Origin of the sequence: Desulfitobacterium chlororespirans DSM 11544 (genome assembly GCF_900143285.1) — a bacterium.
Lineage (GTDB): Bacteria > Bacillota > Desulfitobacteriia > Desulfitobacteriales > Desulfitobacteriaceae > Desulfitobacterium > Desulfitobacterium chlororespirans.
In genome coordinates, this window is record NZ_FRDN01000004.1 from 127,153 (window position 1) to 146,648 (window position 19,496).

The window sequence follows — 19,496 nt, forward strand, 5'->3', positions numbered from 1 at the left end:
CCACAGGTCTTTTTCTTACACTTGTTTATTTGTCCGGGTCGGTAGCTTGCAGGTCTTTTTGCCCCCAAAATCCTGGAGACTCTGCTTCAGCTAGTCTAAAAGAGCCCTTCACTGGGGGTATACTCTAAGCCTTGAACCTCAGCAACCGTTTTAATCGTCAGCTTTCCTTTGTAGACATTCAGTCCTTTTCTCAGTGCCTCATCTTCAAGCATGGCTTTTTCAGCACCCAAATCAGCAAGTTTCAAGACATAGGGCAAGGTGGCATTGGTTAAAGCCATGGTCGAGGTCCGCGGTACGGCACCCGGCATATTGCCTACTGAATAGTGAATCACATCATGCTTAACGAAATAAGGATCATCAAGGGAGGTAACCCGATCCATGCTCTCAATGGCTCCACCCTGGTCAATGGCCACATCGACCAAGACCGCGCCGGGTTTCATGGTTTTGACCATCTCTTCCGTAACCACCTTAGGGGTCTTGGCACCGGGAATCAAAACCGCGCCGATGACTAAGTCCGCCCTTCTAACCGCTCTAGCAATATTATAATTATTGGACATCAAAGTGACCACCCGGCCGCCAAAAATATCGTCCAGATAGGCCAGTCTGGCGCCGCTGATATCCAGCACGATAACCTGCGCACCTAATCCCACGGCGATCTTCACCGCATTAATGCCCACATTACCACCGCCGATGATCACGACCTTAGCCGGTTCCACTCCTGAGACGCCGCCCAACAGCATACCTCTGCCGCCATTGGTCTTTTCCAGCAGGTGAGCCCCTACTTGAATGGCCATGCGGCCGGCTACTTCACTCATCGGTGCCAGCAAAGGCAAGGATTTATTGGGCATCTCCACTGTTTCATAAGCTATGCCGACGACCTTAGCATCCAAAAGGGCTTGGGTCAACTCCTGATTCGGTGCCAAATGCAGATAGGTAAAGAGAATTTGATTTTCCTTTAAAAGAGGATACTCCGATTTTAAGGGTTCCTTAACTTTAACGATCATCTCCGCCCGTTCATAGACTTCCTGGGCGGTCTCAAGAATAACGGCGCCGGCCTCTCTATATTCCTCATCCGTAAAACCACTGCCTAAACCGGCCGATTGTTCCAGATAACAGGTGTGTCCGGCCTTAACCAAAGCGTCAACACCAGCGGGAGGCATGCCCACCCGATTTTCATAGATTTTAATTTCTTTTGGTATGCCAATAATCATTTTACTCACCTTTTAATCCATTTTTATTCAGTTTCTTTACTATAATAAATTTCGCAACAATCTAATCATATATAATAGAAGAAAAATTGTAAATAGAAACAAAAAGAGTACGGCAAAACTATATTCAATAGTCCTGCGGTACTCTCCTTCCGCGATAAGCTGCCCCATGCCGTTATCCCCGTCAATGACGGCCAGGGCATCATGCCTTTGGATTTTAATCTGAGGCGAAGGATTGATGCGTCCTTTTCTCAAACTGAGAAGATACTGGGGCAAACGGCTTAAGCCATGGGTATCCAGACCATTCAGACTTGTATCGATGATTACGGACGCGATAATTTGCGCATCATGCTCTGGAACACCACCGGCACGTAACAGTTCAACGCAGTGTTCGTTAATTTGGGCAACCGGGTACGTTTTGATGGTTATCCCCCCCTTTCCGGCTGGGCAGCACTCACGGCGTCTTCGCTGTCTTTGAGATGATTAAGCATGCGTTGACAGGCTAAATCGGGGTTGCGTTCCCGGATCGCCGCGAGGATTTCCTGATGATCGCGCACCGATAGACGCTGGCGTCCCGGTATCATCAGAACTTTTTCCCGGACCTCGCCCAAAAGGTCCAGAACATTGATCATGAGCCGGACCAGGACACGGTTTCCTGCCGCTTCACAAATCTTAAGATGGAACTCGGCGTCGAATAAAGCCAATTTCCCCTCATTCTCCGGATGTTCGGCACTTCTGACGATATCCTCGAGCTCAGCAATATCCTCATCCGTAGCATTTTGCGCGCACCAAAAGACCGCCTTGCTTTCCAATATACCCCGGACCTGAAACAGTTCTTCCATGGTTCCCCGGCTTATTTGCAGCAATGATGCCAATCTGCTGATATCCCCCGGTTCATCCGTCGCTTCGTTGATGAACGTACCCGTCCCGTGCCTGACCGTTACTACGCCGAGACCGGCAAGGGTCTTTAAGGCGTCGCGGATCACCGTCCTGCTGACGGAAAACATTTCACACATTTCCCTTTCGGGAGGAAGCCGATCACCGGGCTTCAGATTTCCCGTGTTTAAGGCCTGAATAATTTGGCTGACGACTTTTTCAGACAAATTCCCATAAAGTTTAAGGGGTACAAACATGACAATCGATCCTTTGAATCTTTTGTTAATTCTTGTGTGTTAATCTTTTTGTTAATCCATTTGCCTCCACCCGGCCACACTCTCGACCAGATCTTCCAGGCTTACGGCAACCCGGACTCCGGCTTGTCTCAGCTGTTCCTCTTTGCTTTGGACTGTTCCCGCACTTCCCTGGATAATCGCACCTGCATGGCCCATTTTTTTGCCGGGGGGAGCGTTACGGCCGGCGATAAAGCAGAAGACCGGTTTCCCATAATCGCAGCTTTCCAGGTATTCCGCCGCTTTTTCCTCACGGTTGCCGCCGATTTCTCCCAGCATCACGACGGCTTCCGTGTCTTGATCATCTTGAAGCTCTTTTAAAGCGTCGACAAAGTCGGTGCCAATAATCTGGTCCCCGCCAATGCCAATCACCGTGCTTACCCCTAACCCTTTGAACATCAGATTGGAAGCAGTCTCATGGCTCAATGTCCCGCTGCGGGATATGAGTCCAATCTTCCCGGAGCCGTAAAGGAAACCGGGCATAATCCCTATTTTAACTTTTTCCCGGCAATTAATGACGCCGATGGTATTGGGTCCCAGCAGCCTGCACCCCTTGTCCCGGGCCAGGGCTTTTATCTTCATGGTATCCTTAACGGGTATATGCTCCGTTACAATAACGATCAGCGGTACCCCCATGTCGATGGCTTCAATTGCCGCGCTTAATACAAAAGGAGCCGGTACCATGATCAGGCTGGCGTCGATTCTATGCTTTTCCTTGGCCTCCCGAACCGTATCATAAACGGGAAGGCCCTCGACCTGGGCCCCTCCTTTGCCGGGGGTTACCCCCGCCACCACTTTGGTGCCATACTCCAGCATAGCTTTTACGTGATAGGAGCCTTGTTTCCCTGTCCCTCCCTGGACGATCACATGGGTATCTTTATTGATGATGAGTCCCACCGGCCGTCACCTCCTTCGCCAATACCTGCATTAACAGCCTGATGGCTACATCAGTCGTCTCGAACTTAACCGTCGGGATGCCATATCGCTCCAGGATCCGCCAGCCTTCTTCCTGTTCATGACCCCGCATTTTGACAACAATTTTGATACCGGTTGGTTTTTCATCCAGAAAATCCGCCAGCCCTGAGGCCATGGTCAGACAATTATTGATCCCGCCGAATACATTGATCATGATCCCCCGGAGCTTCGGGGTCTCCGTCATCAAATGCAGGCTTTCTTTCATTCTTTCCCGGGATATCCCGCCGCCAAGATCGATGAAAGCTGCCGGTTTGGCCCCAAGCGCATAGACCGCATCCATGGTCGCCATGGACAGCCCGGCCCCGCCGGCGATAATGCCGATCTCTCCCCCTTCCTCAAGGCTCACATAAGTCACATTTAAATCCCCAGCCCGCTTCTCCAGGGGATTTATCTCGGTTCGGTAAACATTCCTGATGATTTGGCTGCGGAAAGAGGCTTCATCGTCCAGGATCAATTTGGCGTCCGCAGCCATAATCTTCCCCTCTCGTGTAATCACCAGCGGGTTTATTTCCGCGGTCAGGGCGTCCGTTTCCTGAAAAACCTTTACCAGTTTGTCGAGAATATTCTCCAATTCAACAACCTGCCCGCCGTGAAAACCTGCCCTGCGCCACAAATCCCTTAACCGGTGTCCAAACACCTCCCGCCAGGGATCGATATGCTCCTTGAGCAGCAGCTCCGGATTGGATACTGCCAAGCTCTCAATTTCCACCCCGCCTTGGGCCGATACCATCATAACGGGTTTCCCTTCAGCAAAGTCCATGGTAATGCTGGCATAAATCTCCCGGGCAATCTCAATCTGCTCTTCAATCAGCAGCGTTTTGACCTGCTCGCCATGGTGCTCTTTGCCCAAAATTCGGGCTGCTGCCTCTGCTGCTGCTTCGGGGTCAGCCGCGGGGAGGATTAATCCCGCTTTACCACGCCCCCCTGCCATGACCTGCGCTTTTACGACAACCGGTTTGCCGATTCCGGCACAGATCATTCCGGCCTCAGCAGGATTGGTGGCTATGCCGTTCTGCCCAAGGGGTATGCCATACTTAGTAAAAACATCTTTGGCTTCATATTCATACAGGTACATCCTTTTCTCCCCTTCTGCGGATCCTTAACTCTATCGGACACTTTGCATTGATAACTCTGCCTATATATAACTGCATTTATATAAGAAGGGAAACGAAGCCGTTTCCCTTCCTGGCCCGTGTCCGGCCTTAACCGATTATCTCCGCAATCTCTACCGGCCTTTTCTCGTGAACGGATTTTACTGCGGCCAAAACCACTGCTAAATTGCGCAGGGAAGCTTCCGCGTCGATCTCGGTCTCTCCCCCGTTGCGGATAACGTCCGCAACTTCTTCCACTTCCACCCGCAAATGATCCACCGGCTCGAAATCCACTTTGACATCCCGCAGAATTCGATTGTCGGGATCATCGCTCATGCTGGCGAACTCCCGTTTGATCAGGGTTGAGTGTTCGTCGGTGACATCCGAATTGCTCCACCAGCTGAAATCCAACTGATAAAACAGGTTGGCTTTGGTGCCGTATACATTGATGGAGAATACGCCCGGGCAGGCCCAATTGGTTCCTAAATAAGCCTGTTTCCCATCTTCAAACTCCAGCAGGGTTTGATTCACCGTAATATTTTCCACCTCGGTATACATTGGTTTGCCGAAGTTAAAGACTCTGGCCACCGGCCCCAGCAGAAACTGCAGATTATCGATCTGATGAACCCCCAGCTGGGTAAGGGGACCGCCGGGTGCCGTGGCGGGATCTCCCCGCCAGTTCCCTTTTTTCAGCTCCAGACCCCGTTCATTGGAGAAAACGGCTTCAATGGAAGATACTTCGCCGATTTCCTTGGTAGCGATCATTTTTTTCATTGTGCGCAAAGCGCCTAAGCGGCGGGAGCTGTGGCCGCAGAGAAATTTAACCCCTGTTTCTTTGATGACTTGATCAATGCGCTGAGCATGCTCCAGGGATACGGAAATGGGCTTTTCCACATAGATATGTTTGCCGGCGCGGGCGCACTGCTCGATCACTTCCGCATGCTTATCGTTGGGAACCGTTATAACGACCATCTCCACATCTTCACGGGCCAGCAGGGCTTCCATAGTGGGGTCACCGGCGCAGTTATAACGTTTACCGAACTTCTCCCTTTTCTCTTCTGTTCGGGAATAACAGGTAACCAGCTTTAATTTTTCGCTCTTCGTATAGGCATCGGCCATAACATAAGCCCACCGCCCTAAACCGATTGCCGCAACGCCAACTGGATTGTACATAAAAAGACCTCCTTAAATTTCACATTGAACTTTGTCTTATTTGACTTTCCGTGTTCCATAGAATCTCAGATAAAGGTCATTGACGATTTGCTCTTCCGGCAGCGCATAATGCTTGCCGTCAAAACTTTCGTTATTGGTAACTGCCAGCGCACCGGAAGCGCAGACCTTCGCGCACTCCGGCTCTCCCCCGCAGCGGTCGCAGAACATGGGCAGGTTGGATGCCGGATGATAAGCGATAGAATTTCCCGGGCAGGCCCGTCTGCATCGTTGACAGTCAATCCCCCGGCTCCTGAAGCAAAAAGCTTCCTGAACCCTGACAATGCCTTCCCCGTCTGCCCACAAGGCCTTATCCGCAGCCGGGCAAGCCTGAACGCAGGGATGATCCGAACACTGGTGGCAAAAAACCGGAATATCAAGGGGACCTGTTCCGACCTGCCGAACTCTGATCGAGGCTGTTTCCGTCCAAAAGGCTGCTTCCTTCTTTAACGCACAGGCCAATTCACAAGCCCTGCATCCTGTACAAAGATCATAGCGTATGTGCAACTGTTTCGGCATCTCTTCTTCCCCCCGTTGTTCAAAGTTATTCAGCCGGTGAACTCGGCAATCATGATGCCGCTGCCGGCCCTGTCTGTTAAATAAACCAACCCGTTTTGACTGACAAAGACATCATTGATCTGAGCGGGAGGCATACCGGCGGCCGGTGGCGGTATGAACCGGTCAATCTCCTTAGGCCGGCAGGGATCGCTGATATCGACAACTCTTAACCCGCCGCCAAACCAGGTAACAAAAATTATTTCATCGCTTTGCCAGGAACCGGGACGGTTTTCATGGAGATTATGCGGTCCGAACCTGGGCCCATATTTCCCATAATCTTCATTCTCCACAGAGAACTCGGACAGCACCCTGGGATTCTTATCATCTTTGATGTCCAGGATTCTGACAGCCTTCAGAGATTCCTCCCCGGGCAGTCCTTTGGCCTCATCCGTTACCACCAGCAGATTGCGCCGGGGAAGGGGAAGTCCTGTGTGGGTATGTCCTCCCCTTTGCGGACCCCAATTGATGCTGCCGGCCACCTGGGGATTTGAAATTTGCGATATATCCAAAATATACATTCCGGCATCCCACATTCCCAAATAAGCCCGGTCCTTATGCACCATGGCGTGATGCAGCTTGTATTTCAGCCCCTGGGGTTGGTTGGGTTCTTCCCCTCCTGCAGTCCACAGGCCCGGATACCACCAACGCCCAACCTCCCGGGGATGGGCCGGATCCTTGATGTCCACAATCAGCAGCATCCGGTCACTGAACCCTTCCGGCACCGCCGTGGCAAAGACATAAGGCTCTTCCCCGCTATACCAGGTGCGGTGAACCCCTTGCCCGCCCACATGGTAATAGGCAATCTCCCGCGGGTTTTTCGGGTCCTTCAGACTATAGATTGAAAATCCGAGCCTTTCGGCAGGTTCCCCTGTACGGCATTCATAGTTGATAATCATCAGATCGTCCACGATCTGGACCTTTGAGCAAAGAGAATTTTTGTAGGCCGGCATCTCCCCGCAGACACGGGGAAGGGAGGGATTGGAAACATCGACAATGATGGTGCCGATTCCTGGAACCATGTTTCCCACATACACATAGTCCTGGTAGTTCATGATCTGCATGGTTTTGCCATGCCCCTGAAGACTGTTTTGTCCGATCAATTTAAGCGCCATTTTCAGTTCCCCCTGCCTTTGCTTTCAGCCTATGTTTATTTCGTGGCCTCAACAGCAGCTTTTAAGATGGGTACAATATTTTTGCCGCCTTCGGCGATAATCCCCACCTTACCCTGTTCTTCATCACCCTTCATGGGTACGAGGGGTAATCCGGTCTGTTCCGCCCTGGCCTGCAATTCCGGATCGTTTAAGGCCTGGAAGATGGCCTCCCGCAATGCCTTGGTAGCCTCTTGATCCATATCTGGCGGCCCAAAGAAACTCCTGTGCATCTCAAGCATACTGACGATTGCCTGCAAGGAGGCTTTCGCTGTTTCGTCCTGAACCACTTCAAGGGCTGTGGGCACGTCCGGGTACTCTGTCATTCTTTCCGATGCAATGATCAGGATAGGATGCTTATCTCCTTCTTTGATCATGGTGGCTGCATCCATAGCGGCTGTAATGTGTCCGTCGCCGTCTCCTTTGACCACGGCCAGAGCCGTATCGGCATTCCCTTCGTAACCGGTGATTGCTTTGAGTCCGAAGCCAAGACTATTGGCGATGACCGCCATGGTGAAAAAGTCTTCATCCGTGCCTTGGGTTGGGAATTTAAAATCACGGCCTAAATTAGCCACATCTTCTATGCTTTTAATACCGCTGTTTCCCCCAACAGTCAGTATTCTCGCCTCAGTCGAGGCTCTCCCCAGATAAGTGAATTGAGTTGCGTCATACTTTACCCCTTCCCCCTCGGAAAGCTGGGATAAAATAATTGTGGGTATACTGGTGAATGCAATGGTCAATCCGTCAGGTTTGGCATTCCATAAGTCGTTAATCCCGACAACCCCGCCGGCTCCGGTAATATTCTTGACAATAATATTTTTGGCCCCGGAGTATTTCTGAATATAAGGGACAATCATCCTGGCGTAGGTGTCCATTCCTCTGCCCGCGGTGTTAGGTACAATCAGGGTAATCGTTTTTCCCTCATAGAAACCTTTCTCCGCCCCTGCAGATGCTGCAGAACCGGCAGAACTGCTGCAACCTGTGATACTGCCGGCTACCAGCGCTATAACGATGAGCAGTACAAACCATTTTGATCTTTTCAACATTGCTCTTGACCCTCCTAAATTTTACTCTTGGATCCTTTGCTTAGAGCCATTCCCCACTTAGCCTTTTCTTTCGCGCAGATATTTCCTCGAATACACAGAGTTTTTCCTGGATGCCCAACCATCACCTCCCTAATGAAATAACAACGACAGCAGCAGACCTTCGTACATCTCCCGCTGCAGCAGCAGAACAAATAAGGCATACAATACGAAGGTGTCTATAGCGGCAAAACAGGCAGCCATGTACCACTTCAGCTTGGTGATCAAGAGAAGATATCCGAAGACAAACACGCACATGGCCGGTATAACTCCAATCAGCAGAATCAGGAGCAATATGATCCCCAACCAGGAGAGCGCTACCCACTGGGAACCGCCGCGCTTCTTGCCGGCCGCCGCCCCGATGGTCTCCAATTTCTCCTCTTCAACCGCCATACCGCTTTTGGTGGATTTGAACAAGTTGGCCGGGTCAACATTTAAATCCAGCTTGGAGTTCGTGTTTTGCAGAATGAGCTGGAGCAGGATTAAGAGCAAAGAAACAACTGCCACCGGTATCGGTATCATCCTGGCTCTTGGCCCATAGTCAAAGGACACCACCAGAAAGACGACAAATACCAAGAATAAGATAATCGCTATGATATTTTCCTGTGCCCGCTTACTTACTTTCAGATTGCTCATCAGCTTGCCCCTCCCGTCGTAGCTGATTTCCGCCACCGCTTAATAAACGGATAGGCAGTTGTAATGATAATGATCAGCAGCATGATGAATGTGACAGGTCTGGTGATAAAAAATGTGTTGCCGTAAAGGGTGAGGGATATGTGCATATAGCGCTCAATCATCATACCGAGAACCATCCCGATTACCAGATCCGCTCTTGAATATTTGTACTTATCCAGAAAATAACCGATCACCCCAAAGACCGCGGTTACCACCACGTCTCCCAGTCTTCCCCGGACGGAATAGGACCCTATGAAACAGATGGACAGGATGATCGGAATCAGAACATTATGGGGCAGGGTCGTCAGTTTGGTCAATTTTTGTGATATTGCCAAGCCCACTCCGGTGGTTAAAATATTGGCAAAAACAATAATCCAGACCATCGCAAAAACGACGCTTAAATTGGTGGTCAGCAATTCCCGGCCCGGTTGAATGCCCATGGTAAGAAAGGCGGAGAGGAGAATGGTCATGCTCTCTCCCCCCGGAACGCCGAACCCCAGGGTAGGGATCAAGCCTCCCCCTTCGTTGGCGGCATTGGTGGCTTCCGGGGCAATAACACCCTCAACCATGCCGGTCCCGAACTTTTCCGGATGCTTGGATGTTTGCACCGCTTGTCCATAAGCCGCGATGCCGCCTACGCTGGCGCCGACTCCCGGCAGTACGCCGATAAAAAGTCCCAGGATGCTTGAGGAAATGACTAAGCGCCAGTGCTTGAAAACGTCTCTAACCCCGTCCCAGACCGTGCAGGTATTCTCCACGGTGGACAGCTGGGCGATGGTTTCACCTTTAACATACAGCTTAATCATCTGGGATACGGCGAACAGGCCGATTACCGCTACCGGGAATTCAATCCCGTCCAGCAAAAAGAGAATGTCAAAGGTATACCTGGCGGTGCTGGTCACAGGATCCATCCCTATAAAGGAAATCAAAAGGCCCAGGCCGGCGGCGACCAATCCTTTGAGTACGGAACCTTCACTAAAGATGGCGATAATGGTCAGCCCCCACACCGCCATCATGAAATACTCCGAAGGACCCAGGGCGAGCATAACCGCCCTCATAAAGGGCAGGGAGAAGGTCAGAAAAACCGCTCCGATAATGCCGCCAAGCAGAGAAGCCATCGCTGCCGCTCCAAGGGCCCGGGAACCTTCACCTCTTTGGGACATGGGATAACCGTCAAAACAAACCGTCACACTTTTGGCGGCGCCCGGAACATTAAATAAAATCCCGCTGATTGAACTCCCGAAAATTGTGGCTATGTGTGCTCCCAGAAGCAGGGCCAACGCCGCCGTCGGCCCTAACCCGAAGGTAAACGGCAGGAGCAGGGCCATGGCCACAATCCCGCCCAGTCCCGGCATAAAGCTGATCAACAGCCCGAAAGCGACCCCGATTGTCATGTACGACATGGCTTGAAAGGTAAAAAGTGACATAAGCCCGTCCAGTGAAGCCTGTAACATAACATCCCTCCTTGTTTATTCTTTTTATAAGGCGACCAAGGGAAACACAATCTTAATGCAATCTTTAGGACAGTCCATACGACAGGCTCCACATAACCAGCACTCATCCGGATAGTTAACCACCGGCATTTTTGTCCTTTCATCCATAAAAATCAAATCTCCCGGGCAATTCCGTTCACAAAGACCACACCCATTGCAACGGATATAATCGATTTTAACTGGCTGCACCCTGCACCCTCCTCTCTGGGCGTAACTCGATAAAACAAACCGCTTCCGGAAGTCAGCTGTCGGCGGGAACATAACGAACCTTCAACTCTCCCTCCCGGCAGGTCAGGTGAGTCGATTTATGCCACTCCGCCCGGGTCTCCGGATAATCACGGCGATAATGGGATAAGCCAAAACGGCTTTCCGTCCTGGTCAGGGCCCCGAAAGCTATCCCCTTGCTGATCAAAAGCAGATCTCTCAGTTCATGAATTCTCATCAGTTCGTGTCCGTTCTCTGCTTTAACCAGGCCAAAGGTTTCCTGCAACTTATGCAATTCCTGCCAGCCGGTTTTCAGCCCTGCCCCCGACCGGTTGATGCTGAGATAGTCGCTCATAATCTGACGCAGCTTGTCTTCCGCTTCCTGATAGGTATAATCTCCCTTGCTTTGGAAAGGGGCGTAGACGGTTTCTTTTAATTGGGCAATCTGTTCCGGGGAAGGTTCAGCCGGTTTCTTGTTCTGGAGCGCATACTGAGCCGCCTCAGCTCCTGCCGATTGCCCAAAGCACATGGAGCCGGCCAGGCTGCCGATTCCTACGGCGCAGGCACCGCCGGCGAAAAGGCCGGGAAGGGTTGTGCGGCAAAACTCATCCACGAAAATTCCGCTGACCGAACCCAGGAAGGCAGGATGCTGTCCTTCGCTGATTTGTATTTCCATCAGGTCTGTGCCAGGGTCGATACCCTTTTGTTCACAATAATCCATAAAGGTATTCTTATCCACGGGCAGCAGATGCTCAAGCAGGTGCTTTTTATCACTTTCCGAAAGATGCCTGACATCAAAATAGCATGGCCCCCGGCCTTCCTGCTCTTCCATATAAGTTCCCCATGGCATGGCCCAGCGGGGTCCCTGCTCGCCTTTTTCGTGGTATTTGAAGACATAGCGCTCCCCCCTGGCATTAACCAGGTGTCCTCCCATCCCGACCACAGCGTTCAAGGCGGAAGCGCTGAAATTCTTCGGCGTAATCGTATAGTTGACAAATTCAAGATTCTTTACCTCGCCGCCCGCCCGTAAGGTCATCGCCTGGGCAGTCCCGGTATTGTACGGACTATGCCAGGTATTGAACGCCATTCCCGAGGGATTTTCATACATTCTGGTGGCGTTGCCTGTGGCCAGAACAACCACTTTGGCCTGAAACACATAAAAATCTCCGGTTCTGATGTGAAAGCCGACTGCGCCGACTGTTTTCCCTTCACTCACCAACAGATCGGTTATGGCGATTTGAGCATAAAGCTTTACCCCGGCCTGCTCTGCTTTCTTGGAAACCATGGGTTTCAAGGCCCGTCCGTCAAAATTAATAAAGTAATCTCCCGGCTGGGCAAAGGAGCGGGTGCGGATATAATCTTTATGTCCGGGATCCTTCATGGGAATTCCCATGTCCTCCAATTCCCTGACCAGGGATTTGATTCTTTGCACAAAAACCTTCTCCGCAATCTTAATGTCGGTCAGGCCTTGGGTGAGACGCTTATACCATTGGAGAAAAACCTCAGGAGTATCCCAATCAGGACCGGACTCCAGGACTGCCAGAAAGTGATCGTTTCCCGCCGCGCCACAGCCGCTGCGATAAATTCCGCCCCTATCCACCAGGGCCACTTCCTGACCGGTCTTGCGCGCCTCCAGGGCTGCCATCGTCCCTGCGGAACCGCCCCCTACCACTAAAACATCTGTTTTAATCCAGCATTCATTCTTCACACTTATTCTCCCCTTAGTTACCTTTCAATACATCCTTGGACCGAGTCCCGGCGGGAACTCTCCACAACAGGTACGGCAAACTCCAGCCCGTGCTCCTTAAGGGCCTCCGGGGTCGGAAATCCCCCGGCATCACAGCCCAGCTCTCCATACCAGGCCTTTCTGTCCATGGCGAACTGTTCCCGCGGATACACCTGGCCCGCTCCGACCCCTGTGGTCAGTTTGTCGGCGTGAACTCTTTCCGGCAGGACATCGTCACGTAAAGGAATCAACCCTTCCCGGATGTTATAAGCCCGGGCCAGCAGCAAAATCCGCTCAGCGGTCAATGGCCAGTCCCCGGCCTGCAGCTGCCAGTCCGTCACGGCATTCAGCAGCTTCAGATAAATCTCCGGTTTAATCATCCGCCTTTGCCAGGTGCAGGCCGTCAATAGATCTGCCCAGGTCCGCTGTTGGGTATGATCCGCTTTTCCCCCGAAATGATGGGCAGGCCCTTTATCAGAAACAGCATACTGCAACCCCTGCTTATGATCGGCCTGGGGTGTAAAACAGGCAAATTCACGTCCCTTCACCTGCATGGCATAATGCTGGGAGCCGCCGCCGATCTTGGCGGCAGCCGTTTTTACCCCTTCCGCAAAGAGTGCTCCGATGCCTTCCCGGTTAAGAATCCTGTTCCAAAGAGCGAGGACGCCTTCCACATTCCCCCAGCTGAGATCAATCCCCTCAAGTTCAGCCTCAGGGAGCAATCCGTTTTCATAACATTCCATAGCAAATCCGGTGATATTGCCGAGAGAGGTACTGTCAAAGCCATGCTCGTCCGCCCAGCGCGTCAGGTACACCATGGCATTCAAATCATTGACCAGAATTCCCGACCCCATAGTAGCCGCCGCTTCCAGATCCGGACAAACCACATTGCCGGAAAATTCCCCTTCCCGCACCACACCCAGGGGCATGCAACCCATAGGGCAACCAAAACACCCTCTTGATCTGGCGCGGCACAATCTTTCGTAAGCCAGCCCGCCGATCTTGTTGATCTCCGGCCAATGCCCTTCCCGGTAATTGGCCACATCCAGATGTCCCTCATCAGAATGGGGCATATTGGTCATACTGCCCCCCCAGCGCACCAGATCATAGGTGCGCCTTATGGTTGTCCGGCTGTCTTTGAGTATTTTTTCCATTTCATTTCTGATGGGAATGGCCTGGGATGGGTTATGTACAGGAAGCGCCCTGGTTCCCCTCACGGCAACCGCCTTAAGATTCTTCGACCCCCAGACTGCCCCGCCGCCGCCCCGGGCGGCCGAACGGAACATCTCCTGCTGTACTGAGGCATAGGGTATCAGCTTTTCTCCCGCAGGACCGATGTTCAGTATCCTCACCCGGCTGTCTTTCAGTTCTTCCCTTAACTGTTTTTCCGCCTCGAAGGTGGTCAGTCCCCACAGATGTGAGGCATCCCGGAACTGAACAGCACCGTCTTCGATCAGAAGATAGACCGGTCTTTCCGATCTGCCGGTAATAATCAGACCATCCCACCCCGCCGACCTGAGCTCCTGACCCCACTGTGCCCCGGTGATCGAGTAATTCAGGGTGTTGGTCTGAGGAGACTTGAACACGAGGCAGGTATGGGCTCCCCCAGGGGCTATGCCGGTAATGGGTCCGGTCAACAAATAGAGTTCGGCTTCCGGTGCCAAAGGATCGATTCCCTTGGGCGTCCTCTCCCACAGCAAGCGGATTCCCAAGCCGCGCCCGCCGATAAAATCCCGGGTCCACTTTGGATCTATAGCATATTGTCCATGGGTATGCGTTGTCAGATTCACTTCCATGATCCGGTGCGTAAAAACCATAACCATCCTCCTGAAGACTTTAACGGTCCAATACCTGGCGTGCGATGACCAAAAACTCCTCGTCTTCAAGCCAGTTGCCTTTGGCAATTCCGGCAGCTTTGGTGCGGGCAACAATTTCCTGTACCTTCTTTTCATCGGCGTTTAATCCTGCCGCCTCAAGCTTCATCAGCACAGATTCCTTGCCGCTCTTCTTGCCCATGACGATTTTCATTTTTTGACCCACAAAATCCGGCATAAACGGGAAAACAGCCGTCGGATAATCTTCCAGAACTTTCATTCCCAAACCAATCTCCCGGGTAAAAGGGAGCAGCCCGACCACCGGCTTGTTTTGAGCCAGGGTCTTGCCGGACATCCTTTGCACTTCCTGGGAAAGCTCACTCAGTTTCTGGAAGTTGAATTTGGGCAGCTCCAGGCCGTAGAGCAGCCTTAAACCCAGTGCTATTTCTTCCAAAGCAGTATTTCCGGTCCGCTCACCCAAACCGTTGATGCAGCTGTGCACCACCTGCACACCTTCTTCCACCGCGGCGAAAGTCGTTGCTGTGCCCAGCCCGAAATCGTTGTGGGTATGTACTTCCAGGGGCAGATCGATGGTTTCCCTGACCTGCCTGACCAGGTAACGCATGGCGGTGGGAGTGATGGAACCTGTGGTATCCACCACCGTTACCGAATCCGGTTTGGCCTGAGTCGTCACATTGGTCAGAAGCCGCTTGAGAAAAGGCAGTTCCGCTCTGGTCGTATCAAAGGGGAAATAGTTGACAAACAGTCCCTTTTCCTTGGCATAGCTGATAGTATTGATGACGGCTTCGGTCAGGCTTTCTTCCGTCCACTTACTGGCAAATTGATATTTAAGCTTCGGATAGCCGCTGGGCGCTTCCAGAACGATCCCATCCGCTCCGCAATCCACGGCCCGATCCACATCCTCCCGCATCGCCCGGCAGAACACCATAATCTTGGGTCCCAAATTGCGTTTGGCAATCTCCTCAATCGCTTGGGCATCATCTTTGGATACCGCCGGCATGCCGGCCTCAATCCGGTCCACTCCCACTTCGGCCAGCAATTCGGCAATTCTTACTTTATCCTCTTTGCTGAACACTACACCAGGAGTCTGTTCCCCGTCCCGCAGCGTCGCGTCGTGAATTTCAATCTTTTGGGGAAGACGCAAATCCTTGACTACTTCTTCGTGGTAATTGTATTCGCTTACCCACCAGTCCTTCGTCCACCACTTTCCGTTCACCGGAGTCCCTCCTTTGCTTTTTAGTTGGTCTTAATGACCGATAGCGGTTCTTTTCCTGCCAGAACCCGGACAATGCTCTCCGCTACGATTTCACTGACGCCTGCCATAGCACCCTCGGTATAAGCCCCCATATGCGGCGCCACAATGACATTGTCCAATTCAAAAAACGGCGACTGCTTGGGCGGCTCTATGGCAAAGACATCCAGAGCGGCTCCCCCTATTTTTTTCTCCTTCAGCAGATCATAGAGGGCTGTTTCGTCAACCACGCCCCCTCTGCTGGTATTGATGAGAAAAGCTGTGGGGCGCATTTTTTCCAGCAAACTGCGGTCGATGATATTTTTTGTACCTGCCAGGAGGGGCAAATGGACGGAAATATAATCCGCTTCAGACATAATCTCCTCCAATGTTGCAGCCTTCACCCGGTATTCCTTTTCAAACTGACTGTCATGGACCAGGTCATAGCCCAGGATGTTCATCTCAAATCCGCTGGCCCTGCGGATCACTCCTTTGCCGATCTGTCCCAATCCTAAAACGCCCAGGGTTTTGCCGTAAACATCTTTACCCATGACAGTGCCCCAGAAGCCCTCCCGCGTGCGCTTATCCGCCGAGACAATCTGCCTGGCCAGGCCCAGCATAAAGCCGAAAGCCAGATCGGCCACTGAGTTGGCGTTGGTCCCGGGGGCGTTGGCTACGGTAATTCCCCTGGCGGCAGCCGCTTTTAAGTCAATGCTGTCCACCCCGGTACCGTGCTTGATGATCAGCTTCAGATTGGGGGCGGCTTCCAGGTCCTGGGCATATACTTTGTTAATACCCACCACCCAGACATGAGCTTCAGCCAAAACCGCTTTAAAGTCCTCCCTTTCGCGCATTCCGTTGGGCGGAATCATGACCAGCCGACAACCCTTCTCTTCCAAAATGCCAGCAGCCTGAGGCGAATATTTTGTAAAGGTCGGAGAAGTTGATAATACCGTGTATTGAGCCACTGCCCATCCTTCTTTCTGCATTACTCATCTCTTCATTAGTCGCTTGTGCATTAGTCGTTTCTTCATTAGTTGATTCTGCATTCGTCGATGCTGCGGAACCTGAGTTAAGGAATTTCCACCCGGGCTTTCGGGAAAAAACAAAGCAACCGGAGCCGCTGGCCCCCCGGGTTGATGATCCGGTGCTCCGTTTCCATGGGGACAACGATTAAGTCATCTTTTAAAATATCTTTTTCCTGTTCCTCCACCCAGAGTTTCCCCTGCCCTTCCAAAACAAAGATCACTTCTTCCACATCACAATGGGTATGGGGCTGGCGCGCCCCCCCTTGCTGCTCAGGCAGAACCTCGACAATCCGGCAGGTGACTCCTTCTGTTCCCGTTACCGCGGCAGAAGCCAGTTCCGCTATCCTTCTTCCTGTGGCCTGCTGAAATTTTGCTTCATTAATATTAACCAAAGTAAACACCTTTTCTGCCTCTTTCTGCTATTGCATACGCTCAAATATTTGTTGGGCCGCCGTGATGATTTCTGCACTGACCCGCTCCACCAGTTCCGCCGCTTTTTCCTTGCTGACGATATCCAGGTCCCCGTACCAGCCGGTAGGCGCTATCTGCCGGATATCTTTCAAAATAGGATAAACCGATTTGGAACGGCGCAAGGCGTCTACTTCTTTGGCCGCCTCATAAGGAGACGGGTTGGTCGCCCGCTCCAGTTTAAGCAGGTCGGGGCGGTAGGCCATAACCGGAAGCACCTCCAGGGCGCCGGCATGGGTCAGATCCGCCTCTCCTTTATAAAGCTGTTCCGCAATGTAGCAGGCCTGAGCAACAACACAGGTTACCCCGTATTCCTTCTGCAATTGAGAGGCCGCGTAATTGATGGAGGTTGTATTGCCCTCATGCCAGTTGACAAAAAGTATCTTTTGGACGCCGTGGTTGATGACGCTTACCGCCGTATCCAAAAGCAGATTGACGTAAGTTTCCTGACGCAAAGTCAGGGTTCCGGCAAAAGATTCATGAAATGGCGTAACTCCGGTGTGGCTGAAGGGAAGCAATAAACCGTCCAGCCCTGAGGCAACCTTGCGGGCAATAGCCATAATGCAGTAATGATCCGTGCCGCAGGGAAGGTGCGGGCCATGCTGCTCCACACTGCCGTTCGGTATTATGGCTAATTGGGACCGCCTGAGGATCGCTTCCGCTTCCGGCTGGGTTAACTCCAGCAAATAATTGTTCGTTTCGCTTGTCACTTTTCTCACTCCATTTAAGACTTTTTTCTTAAGACTTTTTCCCATAATTCCACCTGAGAAATTCCCGGCTGCTGCCCGAAAGCCGTAACACTGGACTGCCCGCTTTTATCTGGTCTGAAGGCCCCGGAGCAGGGTGCGGGACTGCCCGCACCCTTACTTTTCCCTTCAGGGGCAATGAACCTTAAGCGCTTGGATAAAGGCGGGTCAGAACAAACTCATTGTGATTAAGAGCTTCGGCATCCGTTAAACGTCCGCGGGCGGTTTTCACAAGGCATTCCATAACTTTGTCGGCCGCTTCTTCAAGGCTTAAATCCAAAGTCAGGACCCCGCTGATATCCACATCGATATGCTCCGCCATATGCTTGCAGGTATTGGGGTTGGCGGACATTTTGATGACGGGCTCGATGGGATTGCCGACAATATTGCCCTGGCCGGTAATAAAGATATGGAGTACGGCGCCGGCAGCCATCATAACGGTGATACACTCAGCCGCAGCGGAAGACGTATCCATAAAGTAGCGGCCGGGACCCTGGGGTTCCTCGCAGGGCGCCAGCACCCCGACGATGGGTGTCTTGCCGGCTTTTTGAATGTTGCCGAACGCCTTTTCTTCAATGGTGGTTAAGCCGCCGGCGATATTCCCCTGGGTTGGCTGAGTTCCCAACAGATCCGCGCCCTTGGATTCAATCAAATCCAGATAATCCTTATGAACTTTCAGGAACTTCCCGGCAAGTTCCGGGGTGGCAAAATGTTTGGCCAGCACATGTTCCGCACCGGTTGTCTCCGGGGTTTCCCCAAAGATAATTGTTCCGCCCATTTCAACCAGGCGGTCTCCGACCACGCCGGCCGTGGGATTTGAGGCCAGCCCTGTAGTCGTATCCGATTCGCCGCATTTGAAGCTGACGACGAGATCCTTTAATTCACACTCCACCTTTTCCAAAGAGGTTGCATATTGTACATACTCCTGGGCCTGGCGGGAAACCCGTTCGATGGTTTTGAGGTCGCCGTATCCCTCGATCCCGAAATAGGCAACAGGTTTGCCGGTCTCCGCGATGCCGTCGGCAATCTTTTTCGCCCAGTTGGGTTCAATACCCACGACAATGGCGGCTGCCACATTAGGGTTGCGGCCGGCGCCGATCAGGGTTTGAAAATGCAGTTCCAGATCGGCTCCGAATTGTAAACGACCGTAGGGATGGGGTATGGCCATCGTGCCTCTGATATTATGCTCAACGGCCAAACAGACGGCATTGGACAAATCATCCACAGGAATGATCAAGACGTGATTGCGGATCCCAATCCGCCCGTTTTCTCTGCGGTACCCTAAAATCTTAGTTTCCATAATCCCACCTCGCAGTCTTAAGGTTATGGGTATGTACCCAATCCCCAACCTGGATATCCTGGGTAACCGTGCCGACGCTCTCACTGTATTTGATGAGAGCTTCTCCTTTTTTGGCTGCCCTTAGAGCGATTTTATGGCCAAGGGGAATGTCATGATTGGATGTTACCTGGAACTTCTTGCCTGAGTGCAAATCGACTCCCATGACCTCTTCTCCGGCTTGGATGTCTTCAATGGCCACACCCACATAATCGCCGTCTTCATGCACCAGGAATTTATGCTTGCCCATACTCTTCCTCCTTTAAAATGATGTATTTAAACAAGGGCCTTGTTTAAATCAGTTTGAATAGGGA

20 protein-coding genes and 1 pseudogene are annotated in these 19,496 nt (G+C 52.0%); all 21 read right to left on the minus strand.

Annotation, left to right across the window (positions count from 1 at the left end; all coding sequences use genetic code 11):
• Nucleotides 1-95: 95 nt before the first annotated feature.
• On the minus strand, nucleotides 96-1,211 hold the full coding sequence (gene ald / locus BUA14_RS03505; protein ID WP_072771307.1) for an alanine dehydrogenase: 1,116 nt from the start codon (nucleotides 1,209-1,211) through the stop codon (nucleotides 96-98).
• 39 nt (nucleotides 1,212-1,250) lie between these two features.
• Complete coding sequence (locus tag BUA14_RS27140; RefSeq protein WP_345788627.1) at nucleotides 1,251-1,637, minus strand: Ldh family oxidoreductase; 387 nt, start codon at nucleotides 1,635-1,637, stop codon at nucleotides 1,251-1,253.
• Nucleotides 1,634-2,341 (minus strand): FadR/GntR family transcriptional regulator, encoded by a 708-nt coding sequence (locus BUA14_RS03515; protein WP_072771309.1) that lies wholly within the window; start codon nucleotides 2,339-2,341, stop codon nucleotides 1,634-1,636. Before BUA14_RS03515 ends, BUA14_RS27140 begins: the two co-directional genes overlap by 4 nt.
• A gap of 51 nt (nucleotides 2,342-2,392) precedes the next feature.
• Complete coding sequence (gene sucD, locus BUA14_RS03520; RefSeq protein ID WP_072771310.1) at nucleotides 2,393-3,274, minus strand: succinate--CoA ligase subunit alpha; 882 nt, start codon at nucleotides 3,272-3,274, stop codon at nucleotides 2,393-2,395.
• Nucleotides 3,255-3,824, minus strand: a complete 570-nt coding sequence (locus tag BUA14_RS28705; protein WP_282433339.1) for a hypothetical protein — start codon at nucleotides 3,822-3,824, stop codon at nucleotides 3,255-3,257. Before BUA14_RS28705 ends, sucD begins: the two co-directional genes overlap by 20 nt.
• Nucleotides 3,810-4,433 (minus strand): annotated as a pseudogene (locus BUA14_RS28710) (ATP-grasp domain-containing protein); the annotation flags it as partial. The gene BUA14_RS28705 and the pseudogene BUA14_RS28710, both read right to left, overlap by 15 nt.
• Before the next feature lie 121 nt (nucleotides 4,434-4,554).
• A complete protein-coding gene (locus BUA14_RS03530) occupies nucleotides 4,555-5,616 on the minus strand; it encodes a Gfo/Idh/MocA family protein (RefSeq protein WP_072771312.1) in 1,062 nt (353 codons plus the stop codon).
• Nucleotides 5,617-5,652: 36 nt separating this feature from the next.
• Nucleotides 5,653-6,171, minus strand: a complete 519-nt coding sequence (locus tag BUA14_RS03535) for a 4Fe-4S dicluster domain-containing protein (protein ID WP_072771313.1) — start codon at nucleotides 6,169-6,171, stop codon at nucleotides 5,653-5,655.
• A 29-nt stretch (nucleotides 6,172-6,200) separates the two neighbouring features.
• Complete coding sequence (locus tag BUA14_RS03540) at nucleotides 6,201-7,322, minus strand: LVIVD repeat-containing protein (RefSeq protein WP_072771314.1); 1,122 nt, start codon at nucleotides 7,320-7,322, stop codon at nucleotides 6,201-6,203.
• Nucleotides 7,323-7,357: 35 nt separating this feature from the next.
• Nucleotides 7,358-8,404 (minus strand): Bug family tripartite tricarboxylate transporter substrate binding protein, encoded by a 1,047-nt coding sequence (locus tag BUA14_RS03545; RefSeq protein ID WP_072771315.1) that lies wholly within the window; start codon nucleotides 8,402-8,404, stop codon nucleotides 7,358-7,360.
• A gap of 129 nt (nucleotides 8,405-8,533) precedes the next feature.
• Complete coding sequence (locus tag BUA14_RS03550) at nucleotides 8,534-9,076, minus strand: hypothetical protein (protein WP_072771316.1); 543 nt, start codon at nucleotides 9,074-9,076, stop codon at nucleotides 8,534-8,536.
• Entirely contained in the window at nucleotides 9,076-10,569 is a 1,494-nt protein-coding gene (locus BUA14_RS03555) for a tripartite tricarboxylate transporter permease (protein WP_072771317.1), read from the minus strand. Before BUA14_RS03555 ends, BUA14_RS03550 begins: the two co-directional genes overlap by 1 nt.
• 24 nt (nucleotides 10,570-10,593) lie before the next feature.
• Entirely contained in the window at nucleotides 10,594-10,797 is a 204-nt protein-coding gene (locus BUA14_RS03560; RefSeq protein WP_072771318.1) for a 4Fe-4S dicluster domain-containing protein, read from the minus strand.
• Nucleotides 10,798-10,849: 52 nt separating this feature from the next.
• Nucleotides 10,850-12,520 (minus strand): FAD-binding protein, encoded by a 1,671-nt coding sequence (locus BUA14_RS03565; RefSeq protein WP_072771319.1) that lies wholly within the window; start codon nucleotides 12,518-12,520, stop codon nucleotides 10,850-10,852.
• A 17-nt stretch (nucleotides 12,521-12,537) separates the two neighbouring features.
• Nucleotides 12,538-14,355 carry an aldehyde ferredoxin oxidoreductase family protein gene (locus BUA14_RS03570; RefSeq protein ID WP_143153419.1) on the minus strand — a complete coding sequence of 606 codons (1,818 nt, stop codon included), beginning with the start codon at nucleotides 14,353-14,355 and terminating at the stop codon, nucleotides 12,538-12,540.
• 19 nt (nucleotides 14,356-14,374) lie between these two features.
• Nucleotides 14,375-15,589, minus strand: coding sequence for a LeuA family protein (locus BUA14_RS03575; RefSeq protein ID WP_072771320.1), 1,215 nt, complete (start codon nucleotides 15,587-15,589; stop codon nucleotides 14,375-14,377).
• 20 nt (nucleotides 15,590-15,609) lie between these two features.
• Nucleotides 15,610-16,593 carry a phosphoglycerate dehydrogenase gene (locus BUA14_RS03580; protein ID WP_084078344.1) on the minus strand — a complete coding sequence of 328 codons (984 nt, stop codon included), beginning with the start codon at nucleotides 16,591-16,593 and terminating at the stop codon, nucleotides 15,610-15,612.
• An 83-nt stretch (nucleotides 16,594-16,676) separates the two neighbouring features.
• Nucleotides 16,677-17,033, minus strand: coding sequence for a cupin domain-containing protein (locus BUA14_RS03585; protein WP_072771321.1), 357 nt, complete (start codon nucleotides 17,031-17,033; stop codon nucleotides 16,677-16,679).
• Nucleotides 17,034-17,051: 18 nt separating this feature from the next.
• Nucleotides 17,052-17,855, minus strand: a complete 804-nt coding sequence (locus BUA14_RS03590; RefSeq protein ID WP_242954537.1) for a creatininase family protein — start codon at nucleotides 17,853-17,855, stop codon at nucleotides 17,052-17,054.
• Nucleotides 17,856-17,991: 136 nt separating this feature from the next.
• Nucleotides 17,992-19,146, minus strand: a complete 1,155-nt coding sequence (locus BUA14_RS03595; protein WP_072771322.1) for a UxaA family hydrolase — start codon at nucleotides 19,144-19,146, stop codon at nucleotides 17,992-17,994.
• Nucleotides 19,136-19,432, minus strand: a complete 297-nt coding sequence (locus BUA14_RS03600; protein WP_072771323.1) for a UxaA family hydrolase — start codon at nucleotides 19,430-19,432, stop codon at nucleotides 19,136-19,138. The genes BUA14_RS03595 and BUA14_RS03600 overlap by 11 nt, the downstream gene beginning before the upstream one ends.
• Nucleotides 19,433-19,496 lie beyond the last annotated feature (64 nt).

Bases quoted from the DNA above. Each gene is read 5' to 3' on its own strand.
- ald (WP_072771307.1), bottom strand. From the start codon at position 1,211: ATGATTATTGGCATACCAAAAGAAATTAAAATCTATGAAAATCGGGTG.
- BUA14_RS03515 (WP_072771309.1), bottom strand. From the start codon at position 2,341: ATGTTTGTACCCCTTAAACTTTATGGGAATTTGTCTGAAAAAGTCGTC.
- BUA14_RS28705 (WP_282433339.1), bottom strand. From the start codon at position 3,824: ATGGCTGCGGACGCCAAATTGATCCTGGACGATGAAGCCTCTTTCCGC.
- BUA14_RS03530 (WP_072771312.1), bottom strand. From the start codon at position 5,616: ATGTACAATCCAGTTGGCGTTGCGGCAATCGGTTTAGGGCGGTGGGCT.
- BUA14_RS03535 (WP_072771313.1), bottom strand. From the start codon at position 6,171: ATGCCGAAACAGTTGCACATACGCTATGATCTTTGTACAGGATGCAGG.
- BUA14_RS03540 (WP_072771314.1), bottom strand. From the start codon at position 7,322: ATGGCGCTTAAATTGATCGGACAAAACAGTCTTCAGGGGCATGGCAAA.
- BUA14_RS03545 (WP_072771315.1), bottom strand. From the start codon at position 8,404: ATGTTGAAAAGATCAAAATGGTTTGTACTGCTCATCGTTATAGCGCTG.
- BUA14_RS03550 (WP_072771316.1), bottom strand. From the start codon at position 9,076: ATGAGCAATCTGAAAGTAAGTAAGCGGGCACAGGAAAATATCATAGCG.
- BUA14_RS03555 (WP_072771317.1), bottom strand. From the start codon at position 10,569: ATGTTACAGGCTTCACTGGACGGGCTTATGTCACTTTTTACCTTTCAA.
- BUA14_RS03570 (WP_143153419.1), bottom strand. From the start codon at position 14,355: ATGGTTTTTACGCACCGGATCATGGAAGTGAATCTGACAACGCATACC.
- BUA14_RS03580 (WP_084078344.1), bottom strand. From the start codon at position 16,593: ATGCAGAAAGAAGGATGGGCAGTGGCTCAATACACGGTATTATCAACT.
- BUA14_RS03590 (WP_242954537.1), bottom strand. From the start codon at position 17,855: ATGGGAAAAAGTCTTAAGAAAAAAGTCTTAAATGGAGTGAGAAAAGTG.
- BUA14_RS03595 (WP_072771322.1), bottom strand. From the start codon at position 19,146: ATGGAAACTAAGATTTTAGGGTACCGCAGAGAAAACGGGCGGATTGGG.
- BUA14_RS03600 (WP_072771323.1), bottom strand. From the start codon at position 19,432: ATGGGCAAGCATAAATTCCTGGTGCATGAAGACGGCGATTATGTGGGT.